The organism is Actibacterium sp. MT2.3-13A, assembly GCF_018139985.1.
Lineage (GTDB): Bacteria > Pseudomonadota > Alphaproteobacteria > Rhodobacterales > Rhodobacteraceae > JAGSOU01.
Genome location: NZ_JAGSOU010000001.1, coordinates 340,248 through 353,149 on the forward strand (window position 1 = coordinate 340,248; position 12,902 = coordinate 353,149).

Below are 12,902 nucleotides of genomic sequence, written 5' to 3' on the forward strand. Positions count from 1 at the left end.
CGGGCGCGAAGGATTAGATTGGGAACATGAAAGCACTGCACCTGATCCTTGCGCCCGCGTTCTGGGCCGCCACGCTCCTGCCCGGCTGGGCCGAGAAGATCCCGCTCGACCAGATCTCGGGCTATCTGAACAGCTTCACCACCGCGCAGGCCGCGTTCACCCAGATCAACGCCGATGGCTCGACCTCGACCGGACAGCTTTATATCAAGCGGCCCGGCCGGGTGCGTTTCGAATATGACGCGCCCGACGACAGCCTGGTGATGGCCGGCGGCGGGCAGGTGGCGATCTTCGACGCCAAGTCGAACCAGCCGCCCGAGCAATACCCGCTGAAGCGCACGCCGCTGAACCTGATCTTGGAGAGCGAGGTCGATCTGGCGCGCGCCGAGATGGTGGTGGGCCACAGCAGCGAGGGCGCGGCCACCACCGTCGTCGCGCAGGACCCCGAGCACCCGGAATACGGCACCATCTCTCTGGTGTTCACCGGCGCGCCGGTGCAGCTGCGGCAATGGATCATCACCGGCGAGGACGGCGCGCAGACCACCGTGGTGCTCGGCGACATGGCCCTGGGGGTCGATCTGTCCCCGCGCCTGTTCAACATCGTCCTCGAGGTCCAGGCGCGCGGCTTGAACGATTAGCGGAGGATCAGCGGCAGCGCCTGAGCTGCTGGTCGTAGAGCGCTGCGCGACTGGCCACCTGGTCGGCCACCCGCATCAGCCAGGCCTTGCCGCGGTGGCTGCCCCGGGCAAAGCCCGAGTGACCCTCGTGATAGGCGAGATACTGGTTGCGCGCGTCGCCCAGCGACACGCCGTTCTTCTGGCGCGTCTGGGTCATGTACCACCCCATGAAATCGGTGGCGTCACGGATATCGTCCCGCTTGGCCCGGCGGTTGCCGGTGGCGCGGCGGTATTCGTCCCAGGTGCCGTCCAGCGCCTGGCTGTAGCCGTAGGCCGAGGATTGCCGGCCCATCGGTATCACCCCCAGCGCGAAGCGCAGCGGCGTGCGGGCGTTGCCGTCGAACTTGCTCTCCTGATGGATGACGGCCATCTGGACGTGCACCGGCACGCCCCAGCGGCGCTCGGTCTTGCGCATGGCCCGCAGGTATTTCGGGCGCTGGTCGACGATGCTGCACGCGTTGTCGAGGTTGCGTGGCGGTGTCCTGTCACCGCCGCCGCAGCCCGCCAGCACGAGCGCAAGCATCACGAGAAGAACTCTGCTCATCTGCCCCTCGCATTCTTTTGTTTTGCCCGATCATAGCGAATCGGTGCCGCCGGCGAAAGGCACTCCGGCGCGGGTTCAGATCAGAAATGCGAGAGTGAGGGGGATGGTCGCGACCGACAGCAGGGTGGAGACCACCACGAGGCCCGCGACGGCATCGGACTCGGCGCCGTATTTCTCGGCCAGCAGGTAGGAGGTGACGGCCACCGGGGTCGAGACCTGCAGAACCAGCACCGCGAAGGGCACCGGATCGAGGTCGAACCAGCGGCCCACGGCCACGCCGGCCGCGATGCACAGCACAACCTTGACGACGGACAGCCACACCGCGCGGCCCAGCCGCCCCGGATGCATCCGCGCCACCGCGACGCCCAGCGTGATCAGCATCACCGGGATCGCCATCTGGCCGATCAGCTTCAGCGTGTTGGTCAGGAAGGGCGGCGTTTCCCAGCCCTGCCACAGGAACAGCCCGCCCAGCAGCGTCGCGCCGACCAGCGGCTCCTTGACCGCCTTGAGGATCGAACCGCCACCTGAGACCAGCCAAACCCCTATGGTGAAAGAATAAATCGCCATCACCGCGAAGACGACCACGGCATAGCCCAGCCCCGCCTCGCCGAAGGCGAACAGCGCCAGCGGCAGGCCCATGTTGCCGGTATTGCCGAAAATGATCGGCGCCAGGTAGGTGCGGATCTCAAGCCGCGCCAGCGCCACCACCGCCAGGCACAGCGCCGTCACCACCGCATAGGCCGCGACCGCGGCCAGCGACAGGGTGGTCAGGGCCTGCGGGTCGATCTCGGTCTGCATCAGCGCGGTGAAAATCAGGCAGGGCACCGACAGGGTCATCGCCAGCCGTGTGACGAACTCCACCCGGTATTCGAAGCCCAGCTTGACCCATGCGTAGCCGATCACGGCCAGCAGGAACACCGGGGCCACGATCTCCAGAACTGTCAGAACAAGGTTCACAGATTGTTTCCCTTAATTTCGGGCGCGCGGATGGACATCGGCCCGCGCGAAGGAGTAGTAAAGGACGTTGAGGGGCGCAATGACATGCTGAAGTCGCACGCGAAATTTCATCTCGGGCAGATCGTCCGCCACCGGAAGCATCCCTTCCGGGGGGTGGTTTTCGACGTCGACGCGATGTTCTCCAACACCGAGGAATGGTATCGCGCGATTCCCGAGGACAGCCGCCCGTCCAAGGACCAGCCGTTTTACCACCTGCTGGCCGAGAACGATCAGAGCTACTACGTCGCCTATGTTTCCGAGCAGAACCTTCTGCCCGACGAGACCGGCGAGCCGGTGGACCATCCCGACCTCGAAGACCTGTTCGGCGAGTTCGAAGATGGCCACTACCCTCTGCAATTCCAGCTGAACTGAGCCGCCGCGGCGGCTGGCGCCGGGCTTAGTAGCCCAGCGCGCAACCGTCCTTGCGCGGATCCGATGCGCCCTGCAGGACGCCACTCTCGTGGTCGATGAGGATGGCCTGCGCGCCGCCGATCGGAGCGCCGGGGATCGACACCTTGTGGCCCATTTCGGCCAGTTCGGCGCGCACCTTGTCGGAATAGCCACGCTCGACCTTCATGTCGCCCGCGTCCGAGAAGGAGCGCGGCGCGTCGATCGCGGCCTGCGGGTGCATTCCGAAATCCACCACGTTGGTCAGGAAACGCGCGTGACCGTTGGGCTGATAGGCACCGCCCATCACGCCGAAGGGCATGATGACCTTGCCGTTCTTCTTCAGCATGCCGGGGATGATGGTATGCATCGGGCGCTTGCCGCCGGCGGCCTCGTTCGGGTGGCCCGCCTCCAGCGTGAAGCCCGCGCCGCGGTTCTGGAAGTTGATCCCGAACTTGTCCGTCGCCAGCCCCGAGCCGAAGCTGTGGAAGACCGAGTAGATCAGCGACACCACCATGCGGTCCTTGTCGACCACGGTGATATAGATCGTGTCCTTGTGCACCGCCTCCGACAGCTTGTGCGGGTCGGCCATGGCGCGCGCGGGGTCGATCAGCGCCGCCAGCTTCGCCGCCGTCTCCGGCGCCAGCATGTGCGCGAGCCGGGTCGTGTAATCGGCATCGGCGATGATGCGGTTGCGCGTGTCATAGGCCAGCTTCGCCGCTTCGGCCTCGATATGGGCGCGCTGGGCGCCGAAGGGCTCCATCGCGGCCAGGTCGAAATGGCTCAGGATATTGGCCATCAGGATCGCCGTGGCGCCGTGGCCGTTGGGCGGATGCTCGACCAGTTCGATTTCCTTGTAGGTTCCGCTGATCGGGGTGGTGTAGGTGCACTCGGTGGCGGCGAAATCCTCCAGGGTATGCGTGCCCCCCAACGCGCGCAGCGAGCTGACCATGTCCTCGGCCACCTCGCCCTCGTAGAAACCTGCACGGCCCTGATCGGCGATGCGGCGCAGCACCTCGGCCTGGCCGGGGGCGCGGAACACCTGGCCGGGCGCGGGCGCCTTGCCGTCCAGCAGGTAATAGTCGCGCGCGGCGCCCTGCAGGCGCTGCTCGGCCTCGGCCCAGTCGAAGGCGGTCCGCGGCGCCACCGGCACGCCCTCTTCGGCGTAGCGGATGGCCGGCGCCAGGCTCGCGGCGATCCCGGCGCGGCCATGGTCCTGCGACAGCCGGCAGAAGGCGTCGATCGCGCCGGGCACGGTCACCGCATGGGCATGGCCCAGCGGCATGGTCGCGTGGCCCTCGGCGCGCAGCGCCTCGGCCGACAGGCCCGCCGGCGCCCGGCCCGAGCCGTTCAGCGCGATCACTTCCTCGCCGCCCGCGGGCTTGACCAGGACGAAACAGTCGCCGCCGATCCCGGTCATCTGCGGTTCGCAGATCCCCAGGACCACCGCGCCGGCAATGGCGGCATCCACCGCGTTGCCGCCTTTTTCCAGCATCTCCACGGCCACTTTGGCGGCCAGCGGATGCGACGTTGCGCACAGGCCATTCTGTGCAAAAACCGGCGATCGGCCGGGCAGGTGAAAATCGCGCATCATCCCCTCGCTCGTGTTGCGGGCGCAACAATAGGCCGAGTTCGGGGGAATGCAATCACAAGCGATGTGGAGGGGGAGAGTACCTCGACGCCACGCACTGGGTGGGGGCTGTTGACGCAGCGCCGAGGGAAGCCATATGCAGCTACGTCTCCAACCCTGCCAACCTATTCCGGCCGAGTTGTGGAGGCATTGCGGCGCCTTTGTGGCAAAGATCCCCGGCCACGCGCCGATGCGGTTCCCCCTTTTCTCCTGGCGCGGATCCGTGCCAGTGTCGCCGGCGACCCCTGGCATGGGGCTGGACGCCGACCCTGGCGGTCCGGCACCCGCCGGGCAGGGAGTTGAAGGAGAATGACATGGAAAAGGTGGTGATCTGCGGCGCGGCCCGCACCCCCATGGCGGGGTTCCAGGGCGATTTCGCCGAGGCGGACGCGCCCACGCTGGGCGGCGCGGCAATCCGGGCCGCGCTGGCGGGCGCGGGCGTCGAAACGGTCGAGGAGCTGCTGATGGGCTGCGTCCTGCCCGCCGGCATCGGCCAGGCGCCGGCGCGGCAGGCGGGCTTCAAGGCGGGCCTCGGCGAAGAGGTCCCGGCCACCACCGTCAACAAGATGTGCGGCTCGGGCATGAAGACGGTGATGCTGGCCCATGACCAGCTGGCGCTGGGGCGCAACGCGCTGCTCTGCGCGGGCGGCATGGAAAGCATGACCAACGCCCCCTACCTGCTGCCCAAGATGCGCGGCGGCGCTCGCCTCGGCCACGGCCAGGTGATCGACCACATGTTCCTCGACGGGCTTGAGGATGCCTATGACAAGGGCCGCCTGATGGGCACCTTCGCCGAGGATTGCGCCGAGACTTTCCAGTTTACGCGCGAGGCGCAGGACGACTACGCGCTCACCTCGCTGTCGAATGCGCTCGCGGCCCAGAAATCCGGCGCCTTCGAGGGCGAGATCACGCCCGTGACACTCGCCACCCGCAAGGGCGAGGTCACCATCGCCGAGGACGAACAGCCCGGCAAGGCGCGCCCCGAGAAGATCCCGCATCTCAAACCGGCCTTTCGCAAGGACGGCACGGTGACGCCGGCCAATTCCTCCTCGATCTCCGACGGTGCCGCCGCGCTCGTGCTCGCCACCGAGGCCGAGGCGCGCGCGCGCGACCTGCCCATCCGCGCCCGCATCATGGGCCACGCCTCCCACGCCCAGGCGCCGGGCTGGTTCACCACCGCCCCGGTCCCGGCGGCGCAGAAACTGCTCGACCGTCTCGGCTGGTCGAAAGAGGATGTCGACCTGTGGGAGGTGAACGAGGCCTTCGCCGTCGTCCCCATGGCCTTCATGCACGAGATGGGCATTCCGCGCGACAGGATGAACGTCAACGGCGGCGCCTGCGCGCTGGGCCACCCGATCGGCGCCTCGGGCGCGCGCATCATCGTGACGCTTCTCAACGCGCTGGAAAAGCGCGGGCTGAAACGCGGCGTCGCGGCGATCTGCATCGGCGGCGGCGAGGGCACCGCCATCGCCATCGAACGCCCCTGACCTTTTCTTCTGGCCATAAATATCCTCGGGGGTCCGGGGGCAGACAGCCCCCGGTCCTCCATGTCACAGGGGCACCGACATGCGGGCAGATTACGACGAACTCTCCAAGACCATCGCCGCGCTGACGGAGGGCGAAACCGACGCGGTCGCCCTGATGGCCACCCTCGCCTGCGAGATCCACCACGCCGACGACCGCTTCGACTGGACGGGGTTCTACCGCAACGTGGGCAACGAGACCCTCAAGATCGGCCCCTATCAGGGCGGGCACGGGTGCCTGGTGATCCCCTTCGCGCGCGGCGTCTGCGGCGCCGCCGCCCGCACCGGCGAGATCCAGCTGGTGCCCGATGTCGACGCCTTCCCCGGTCATATCGCCTGCGCCTCCTCCACCCGGTCCGAGATCGTGCTGCCGGTCTGGAACGGGGCGGGCGATCTTATCGGGGTGCTCGACATCGACAGCGACCAGCCCGGCGCCTTCACCCAGCGGGACGCCGAGGGTCTGTCGGCGATTCTGCGCCGGGTCTTCGGGGCCCTGCCCGGCTGAACCCTTGCCGTCCGGGGCCAAAGCCGCTAGGCGCCCCGGATGAACGGCATCTATTCCCCCCCCGATACACCGCTGGCGATCCTGCACCAGGACCACGAGATCCTTCTCGTGGACAAGCCCTCTGGGCTGTTGTCCGTGCCGGGGCGTGGCGAGCATCTGGCCGATTGCCTGCTTTCGCGCGTGCAGGCGGCCTTCCCCGAGGCGCTGCTGGTGCACCGTCTCGACCGCGACACCTCGGGCGTCATGGTCTTCGCGCTCACGCCCCACGCGCAGCGCCACCTTGGCCTGCAATTCGAGAAGCGGCAGGTGAAGAAGACCTATGTCGCCCGCGTCTGGGGCCGGGTGGCGGACAAGACCGGCACCGTCGATCTGCCGCTGATCGTGGACTGGCCCAACCGGCCCCGACAGAAAGTCGATTTCGAGATGGGCAAGCCGGCGCTGACCGACTGGCGCGTGGTGAAATACGAGGAAACCGCGACCCGCGTGCGGCTCTATCCGAAAACCGGGCGCAGCCACCAGCTCAGGGTGCACATGCGCGAGATCGGCCACCCGATCCTGGGCGATCCGTTCTACGCGGAGGGCGAGGCCCTCGATGCGCCCCGCCTGATGCTGCATGCCGAGAGCCTGCGGCTGCGCCACCCCGATGGCGGGGTGGGGATGAACTTCTCGGCGAAATGCCCCTTCTAGGGAAACGGCCGCCCGAAGGCGGCCGTTTCGGTCTTACTCGGCGGTCCAGCCGCTGACGGCCTTGACCTCGCAGAAATCCTCCAGCCCCCAGACGCCGCCTTCGCGCCCGTTGCCGGATTTCTTCATGCCGCCGAAGGGGCTGCCGGCGCTGCGGCTCTTGCCGTTCATCTCCACCATGCCCGAGCGCAGGCGCCGCGCCAGCCGGTTGCAGCGCGCGCCGTCCTGGCTCTGGACGTAGTTGGTCAGGCCATAATCGGTGTCGTTGGCGATCCGCAGCGCGTCGGCCTCGTCCTCGAACGGGATGATCGACAGCACCGGGCCAAAGATCTCTTCGCGGGCGATGGTCATGTCGTTCGACACATCGGCAAAGACCGTGGGACGCACGAAATAGCCGCGGTTGAAGCCCTCGGGCCGGCCCGGGCCGCCCGCGACCAGCCGCGCGCCCTCGTCGATGCCCTTCTGGATAAGCCCCTGGATCTTTTCGAACTGCATCTCCGAGACCACCGGGCCGATGTGGCGGCCGGGTTCGCTGGGCAGGCCCACGGCCTGCGCCTCGGCCGTGGCACGGGCGATCTCCACCGCGTCGGCGTAGATCGCGCGCTGCACCAGCATCCGGGTCGGCGCGTTGCAGGACTGGCCCGAGTTCTGGAAGCAGTGCAGCGCGCCGCGCTTCACCGCCTTTTCGTCGGCATCGGCGAAGATGATGTTGGCGCCCTTGCCGCCCAGTTCCAGATGCACGGGCTTCAGCGTGTCGGCGGCGTTTTTCGAGATCGCGATGCCGGCGCGGGTCGATCCGGTGAAGCTGATCATGTCCACGTCCGGGTGCCCGGTCAGCTGGCTGCCCACGCCTGCGCCATCGCCGTTGACGAGGTTGAACACGCCCGCGGGCACCCCGGCCTCGTCCAGGATCTCGGCGAAGAGCAGCGAGGACAGAGGCGCGATTTCCGAGGGCTTAAGCACCATGGTGCAGCCCACGGCCAGCGCCGGGATCACCTTGAGGGTGACCTGGTTCATCGGCCAGTTCCAGGGCGTGATCATGCCCACCACGCCCACCGGCTCATGGATGATCCGGTCGTTGGGGGCGTGATCGCCCAAGGGGCGTTCGAATTCGAACCCCTTCAGCGCGGTGATGAAGTTCTGGATGTGCCAGCTGCCTGCGCCAACCTGCGAGTTGCGCGCCAGATCGATGGGCGCGCCCATCTCAAGGCTGATCGCCTCGGCCATCTCGTCGGCGCGGCGGTTGTAGACCTCGAGGATCTTCTCGATCAGCGCCAGACGCTCGGCCTTGTCGGTATGGGCGAAGCTGTCGAAGGCGCCGCGCGCTGCGGCCACGGCGGCGTCGGTATCGGCTTGCGCACCCAGCGAAATCACCGCGCAGGGCTCTTCGTTCGCGGGGTTGATAACGTTGAAATCATTCGATATTTTAGGGTCCACCCAGGTCCCGTTGATATAGAGCTGGCGCTTTTCGATCATGCCGACCTCCTGAATTTCCGACACTCTGTCACCCGGTGCTCCGGGGGGCAACCGCAGACTGGTGGATTTCCGTTTGGATCTTATCTAAGCAGAGTGGGGCGAATTGGCTAATCCACGAAAGGACATTCGTATGGCTTTGCGCATTAACGATATCGCGCCGAATTTCTCGGCGGACACCACCGAAGGCAAGATCGATTTCCACGATTGGATCGGCGACAGCTACGCCATCCTTTTTTCGCACCCCAAGGACTTCACCCCCGTCTGCACCACCGAGTTCGCCGCCGCCGCCGCGCTGAGCGAGGAATTCGCGAAGCGCAACACCAAGGTGATCGGCGTCTCGGTCGATGACGTCGAGGACCATCTGAAGTGGAAAGCCGATGTCGAGGCCTTCGGCGGCAACCCGATGACCTTCCCGATCATCGCGGACCCCGACCTGACGGTGGCCAAGCTCTACGACATGCTGCCGGCAGAAGCCGTGCTGCCTGACGGCCGCACCGCGGCGGACACCGCCACCGTGCGCACCACCTTCATCATCAACCCGCAGAAGAAGATCGAGCTGATGCTGATCTACCCGATGTCGGTGGGCCGCAACTTCGACGAGATCCTGCGCGCGCTGGATGCCATCCGGGCAGCCCAGGGCGTTCCGATCGCCACTCCGGCCAACTGGCGCCCCGGCGACGACGTGATCGTGGCCCTGTCGCTGTCCACCGACGAGGCGAAAAAGAAATTCGGCGAGGTGAACGTGGTGCTGCCCTACCTGCGCACCACCAAGCAGCCGTCGTAAGGCGCGCCGCAACGGATTGCAGGGGCCCCGGGGTTTCCCGGGGCCTTTTTCGTTGTCACGACAGGTATTTCGCGCAATGTGCCAGGGTCCTCTCCCAGGCGAGGGTCGCGGCAGCCTCGTCGTAGCGGGGCGTGGTGTCGTTGTGGAAGCCGTGGTTCACGCCGGGATAGACATGGGCCTCGTAGGTCTTGCCATTGGCCTTCAGCGCGGCCTCGTAGGCGGGCCAGCCGGCGTTGATCCGATCGTCCAGTTCGGCGTAGTGCAAAAGCAGCGGTACCCGGATCGCGGGCACGTCCTCGGCGGCGGGCTGACGGCCGTAGAAGGGCACCGTGGCGGCCAGGTTCGGATAGGCCACCGCCAGCGCGTTGCACACGCCGCCGCCATAGCAGAAGCCCACCGCGCCGACCTTGCCGGTCGAGCCGTCGTGGCCGGCCAGAAACTCGAAGCCGGCGAAGAAATCCTCCATCAGCCTGGCCGGGTCGAGCTCCTTCTGCATGGCGCGCCCGTCGTCGTCGTTGCCGGGATAGCCGCCCAGCGGGGTCAGCCCGTCAGGGCCGAAGGCGAGATAGCCGGCCTTGGCCAGGCGGCGCACCACGTCCTCGATATAAGGGTTCAACCCGCGGTTCTCGTGGACCACCAGAACCGCAGGCAGCTTGCCGGTGGCGCCAGCGGGCCGCGCCATCAGGCCCTTGATCCTGCCGTTGCCCTTGGGGCTGTCATATTCCGCGATCATGGTCTCGATCGCCGGGTCGTCGGGGGCGACCTGCTGGGCGAGGGCGTAATTCGGCTGCAGACTGTCCAGAAGCGCCGCCGCGGTGACGCCGGCGGCGGCGTAGCGGGTGGCGCTGGTCAGGAACGCGCGCTTACTCATCTTGCCGTGAACATAGCCGTCATAGAGTTCCAGAAGACGGGGGTCGAAATCGCTGGCCTTCTTGCGTTGCATGGTGGCTCTCCCTGAGATGCTGATCTCCCATCGCAGAGGATAGGCCGGTCTTTCGTTCCGGCGAATGCGGGAAATGAAAAAGGCCCCGGTGAGATATCACCGGGGCCCTTTCTTACGTTTCCGAGGTCAGGCGGGGATCACTCCTCGGCTTTGTCCTCTTTCGCCATCTCTTCGCCGGTCTCCTGATCGACGACCTTCATCGACAGGCGGACCTTGCCGCGATCGTCGAAGCCCAGCAGCTTGACCCACACTTCCTGGCCTTCCTTCAGGACGTCCGAAGGATGGTTCAGGCGGCGGTTCTCGATCTGGCTGACATGGACCAGGCCGTCGCGCTTGCCGAAGAAGTTCACGAAGGCGCCGAAATCGACGATCTTCACGACCTTGCCCTTGTAGACCTTGCCTTCCTCGGGCTCGGCCACGATCGAATAGATCATGTCGTGGGCCTTCTGGATGGCTTCGGCGCTGGACGAGGCGATCTTGATCACGCCGTCATCGTTGATGTCGACCTTGGCGCCGGAAACCTCGACGATCTCGCGGATCACCTTGCCGCCCGAGCCGATCACTTCACGGATCTTGTCGGTGGGCACGGTCATGGTCTCGATGCGCGGGGCATGGGCCGAGAACTCGGCGCGGCCTTCGGACAGGGCCTTGGACATTTCGCCCAGGATGTGCATCCGGCCGTCCTTGGCCTGCGCGAGCGCCTGCTTCATGATCTCGGGCGTAATGCCCGCGACCTTGATGTCCATCTGCAGCGAGGTGATGCCGTTCTCGGTGCCCGCGACCTTGAAGTCCATGTCGCCGAGGTGGTCCTCGTCGCCCAGGATATCGGTCAGCACCGCGTAGCGGCCGTCCTCTTCGAGGATCAGACCCATGGCGACGCCCGCGACCGGCGCCTTCAGCGGAACGCCCGCATCCATCATCGACAGCGAACCGCCGCAGACGGAGGCCATCGAGGACGAGCCGTTCGATTCGGTGATCTCCGACACCAGGCGGATGGTGTAGGGGAATTCGGTCGCCGGCGGCAGAACCGCCTGCAGCGCGCGCCAGGCCAGCTTGCCGTGGCCGATCTCGCGACGGCCCGGGGCGCCGACGCGGCCGACTTCGCCGACCGAGTAGGGCGGGAAGTTGTAGTGCAGCAGGAAGTTCGAGCGCGACGTGGCGTGCAGCGCGTCGACGATCTGCTCATCCTCGCCGGTGCCCAGCGTGGTCACGACCAGCGCTTGGGTCTCGCCGCGGGTGAACAGCGCAGAGCCGTGGGTGCGGGGCAGGATGCCCGCTTCCGAAGCGATCGGGCGCACGGTCGTCTTGTCGCGGCCGTCGATGCGGGCCCCGCCGGCGATGATGTCGCCGCGCAGAATGCTGCTTTCCAGCTTCTTGAAGGCGGAGCCGAGGTTGATATCCGCCAGTTCTTCTTCGGACAGGGTGGCCTTCACCGCCTCGCGGGCCGCCGCGATGGCGTTGGTGCGCTCCTGCTTGTCCTTGATGGCAAAGGCGGCGCGCATCTGCTCTTCGCCGGCGGCCTTCACCTTCTCGTAGAGGGCCGAATAATCCGGCGGGGTGAAGTCGAACGGATCCTTGGCGGCCTCTTCGGCGAGGCTGATGATCAGGTCGATGACCGGCTGGATCTGCTCATGCGCGAAGGTCACGGCGCCCAGCATCTCGTCTTCCGACAGCTCGTAGGCCTCGGATTCGACCATCATCACGGCGTCCTTGGTGCCTGCCACAACCAGGTCGAGCCGCTGCTCGGGGTTGTTGCGCAGGTTGTCCATGTCGTCGACCGAGGGGTTCAGCACATATTCGCCGTTCGAGAAGCCGACGCGGGCCCCCGCGATCGGGCCCATGAAGGGCGCGCCCGAAATGGTCAGCGCGGCCGAGGCGGCGATCATCGCCACGATGTCGGGGTCGTTGACCAGGTCGTGGCTGAGCACGGTGCACATCACCAGCACTTCGTGCTTGAAGCCGGGGACGAACAGCGGGCGGATCGGACGGTCGATCAGGCGCGCGGTCAGCGTTTCCTTTTCCGACGGGCGCGCCTCGCGCTTGAAGAAGCCGCCCGGGATCTTGCCGGCGGCGTAGTATTTCTCTTGGTAATGGACCGTCAGCGGGAAGAAGTCCTGCCCGGGCTTCGGCTCCTTGGCGAAGGTCACGTTGGCCATGACCGAGGTCTCGCCCAGCGTGGCGATGACGGTGCCATCGGCCTGGCGGGCGACCTTGCCGGTTTCCAGGGTGAGGGTCTCGTCGCCCCACTGCATCGATTTCGTCGTAACGTTAAACATCTCGTTTCCTATGTTGGGGGCGGGACCCTCCCGCTTCCCCGATTGCGTACGGGGCCGCATGCCCCGTGGCCTTGATCTTGGTCCAGCCAGCCCGCCCCATAAGGCCCGGTGGGGAAGGTCACGGACGTCCGGCCAGTGCTGCCACTCCGGCAGGATAGCCCAAAAAGAACGCGCCCCCGAGACGGAGGCGCGGCCTTAATTCTTAGCGGCGGATACCGAGGCGCTGGATGAGGTCGGTGTAGCGCGCCTCCTCCTTGCCCTTGAGGTAGTCCAGCAGCTTGCGGCGCTGCGCCACCAGCTTCAGCAGCCCACGGCGGGAATGGTTGTCCTTCTTGTGGGTCTTGAAGTGCTCGGTCAGCGTGTTGATCCGCGAGGTCAGGATGGCAACCTGAACTTCCGGCGAACCGGTGTCGCCTTCCTTGGTTGCGAATTCCTTGACGACGCGCGCCTTTTCTTCAGCCGTGATCGACATCGTGGTCT

At 66.6% G+C, this 12,902-nt stretch carries 13 protein-coding genes; 6 read left to right on the forward strand and 7 right to left on the reverse strand.

Annotation, left to right across the window (positions count from 1 at the left end; translation table 11 throughout):
* Positions 1-26: 26 nt before the first annotated feature.
* Positions 27-635 carry an outer membrane lipoprotein carrier protein LolA gene (locus KCI33_RS01675; RefSeq protein ID WP_212523008.1) on the forward strand — a complete coding sequence of 203 codons (609 nt, stop codon included), beginning with the start codon at positions 27-29 and terminating at the stop codon, positions 633-635.
* Between the two features lie 7 nt (positions 636-642).
* Here the strand turns inward: KCI33_RS01675 and KCI33_RS01680 are convergent, their stop codons facing one another.
* Together KCI33_RS01680 and KCI33_RS01685 are read right to left on the reverse strand one after the other, a co-directional pair.
* Positions 643-1,218, reverse strand: a complete 576-nt coding sequence (locus tag KCI33_RS01680; RefSeq protein WP_212523009.1) for a transglycosylase SLT domain-containing protein — start codon at positions 1,216-1,218, stop codon at positions 643-645.
* Positions 1,219-1,293: 75 nt separating this feature from the next.
* On the reverse strand, positions 1,294-2,175 hold the full coding sequence (locus tag KCI33_RS01685) for an AEC family transporter (RefSeq protein ID WP_212523010.1): 882 nt from the start codon (positions 2,173-2,175) through the stop codon (positions 1,294-1,296).
* 84 nt (positions 2,176-2,259) lie between these two features.
* Here KCI33_RS01685 and hspQ point away from each other — a divergent pair, with 84 nt between their 5' ends.
* On the forward strand, positions 2,260-2,586 hold the full coding sequence (gene hspQ / locus KCI33_RS01690) for a heat shock protein HspQ (protein WP_212523011.1): 327 nt from the start codon (positions 2,260-2,262) through the stop codon (positions 2,584-2,586).
* Between the two features lie 25 nt (positions 2,587-2,611).
* Here the strand turns inward: hspQ and KCI33_RS01695 are convergent, their stop codons facing one another.
* Positions 2,612-4,192 carry a gamma-glutamyltransferase family protein gene (locus tag KCI33_RS01695; RefSeq protein ID WP_212523083.1) on the reverse strand — a complete coding sequence of 527 codons (1,581 nt, stop codon included), beginning with the start codon at positions 4,190-4,192 and terminating at the stop codon, positions 2,612-2,614.
* A gap of 353 nt (positions 4,193-4,545) precedes the next feature.
* Here KCI33_RS01695 and KCI33_RS01700 point away from each other — a divergent pair, with 353 nt between their 5' ends.
* The 3 genes from KCI33_RS01700 (at position 4,546) to KCI33_RS01710 (ending at position 6,946) form a co-directional block, all read left to right on the forward strand.
* The gene (locus KCI33_RS01700; protein ID WP_212523012.1) at positions 4,546-5,718 is read left to right on the forward strand and encodes an acetyl-CoA C-acyltransferase; all 1,173 of its coding nucleotides are present in this window, start codon (positions 4,546-4,548) and stop codon (positions 5,716-5,718) included.
* A 79-nt stretch (positions 5,719-5,797) separates the two neighbouring features.
* Complete coding sequence (locus KCI33_RS01705) at positions 5,798-6,259, forward strand: GAF domain-containing protein (protein ID WP_212523013.1); 462 nt, start codon at positions 5,798-5,800, stop codon at positions 6,257-6,259.
* Between the two features lie 39 nt (positions 6,260-6,298).
* Entirely contained in the window at positions 6,299-6,946 is a 648-nt protein-coding gene (locus KCI33_RS01710; protein WP_212523014.1) for an RluA family pseudouridine synthase, read from the forward strand.
* A 33-nt stretch (positions 6,947-6,979) separates the two neighbouring features.
* Here KCI33_RS01710 and KCI33_RS01715 read toward each other — a convergent pair whose 3' ends face one another.
* Positions 6,980-8,419 (reverse strand): aldehyde dehydrogenase family protein, encoded by a 1,440-nt coding sequence (locus KCI33_RS01715; protein WP_212523015.1) that lies wholly within the window; start codon positions 8,417-8,419, stop codon positions 6,980-6,982.
* Positions 8,420-8,549: 130 nt separating this feature from the next.
* Here KCI33_RS01715 and KCI33_RS01720 point away from each other — a divergent pair, with 130 nt between their 5' ends.
* Positions 8,550-9,203, forward strand: coding sequence for a peroxiredoxin (locus tag KCI33_RS01720; RefSeq protein ID WP_212523016.1), 654 nt, complete (start codon positions 8,550-8,552; stop codon positions 9,201-9,203).
* A gap of 55 nt (positions 9,204-9,258) precedes the next feature.
* Here the strand turns inward: KCI33_RS01720 and yghX are convergent, their stop codons facing one another.
* The 3 genes from yghX to rpsO form a co-directional block, all read right to left on the reverse strand.
* A complete protein-coding gene (gene yghX, locus KCI33_RS01725) occupies positions 9,259-10,146 on the reverse strand; it encodes a YghX family hydrolase (RefSeq protein ID WP_212523017.1) in 888 nt (295 codons plus the stop codon).
* Positions 10,147-10,283: 137 nt separating this feature from the next.
* A complete protein-coding gene (gene pnp, locus KCI33_RS01730; RefSeq protein WP_212523018.1) occupies positions 10,284-12,422 on the reverse strand; it encodes a polyribonucleotide nucleotidyltransferase in 2,139 nt (712 codons plus the stop codon).
* Positions 12,423-12,624: 202 nt separating this feature from the next.
* Positions 12,625-12,894 (reverse strand): 30S ribosomal protein S15, encoded by a 270-nt coding sequence (rpsO, locus tag KCI33_RS01735; protein ID WP_212523019.1) that lies wholly within the window; start codon positions 12,892-12,894, stop codon positions 12,625-12,627.
* Positions 12,895-12,902 lie beyond the last annotated feature (8 nt).

Coding starts and splice junctions, on each gene's coding strand:
- KCI33_RS01675 (WP_212523008.1), top strand. CDS start 27: ATGAAAGCACTGCACCTGATCCTTGCGCCCGCGTTCTGGGCCGCCACG.
- KCI33_RS01680 (WP_212523009.1), bottom strand. CDS start 1,218: ATGAGCAGAGTTCTTCTCGTGATGCTTGCGCTCGTGCTGGCGGGCTGC.
- hspQ (WP_212523011.1), top strand. CDS start 2,260: ATGCTGAAGTCGCACGCGAAATTTCATCTCGGGCAGATCGTCCGCCAC.
- KCI33_RS01695 (WP_212523083.1), bottom strand. CDS start 4,192: ATGCGCGATTTTCACCTGCCCGGCCGATCGCCGGTTTTTGCACAGAAT.
- KCI33_RS01700 (WP_212523012.1), top strand. CDS start 4,546: ATGGAAAAGGTGGTGATCTGCGGCGCGGCCCGCACCCCCATGGCGGGG.
- KCI33_RS01705 (WP_212523013.1), top strand. CDS start 5,798: ATGCGGGCAGATTACGACGAACTCTCCAAGACCATCGCCGCGCTGACG.
- KCI33_RS01710 (WP_212523014.1), top strand. CDS start 6,299: ATGAACGGCATCTATTCCCCCCCCGATACACCGCTGGCGATCCTGCAC.
- KCI33_RS01715 (WP_212523015.1), bottom strand. CDS start 8,419: ATGATCGAAAAGCGCCAGCTCTATATCAACGGGACCTGGGTGGACCCT.
- KCI33_RS01720 (WP_212523016.1), top strand. CDS start 8,550: ATGGCTTTGCGCATTAACGATATCGCGCCGAATTTCTCGGCGGACACC.
- yghX (WP_212523017.1), bottom strand. CDS start 10,146: ATGCAACGCAAGAAGGCCAGCGATTTCGACCCCCGTCTTCTGGAACTC.
- pnp (WP_212523018.1), bottom strand. CDS start 12,422: ATGTTTAACGTTACGACGAAATCGATGCAGTGGGGCGACGAGACCCTC.
- rpsO (WP_212523019.1), bottom strand. CDS start 12,894: ATGTCGATCACGGCTGAAGAAAAGGCGCGCGTCGTCAAGGAATTCGCA.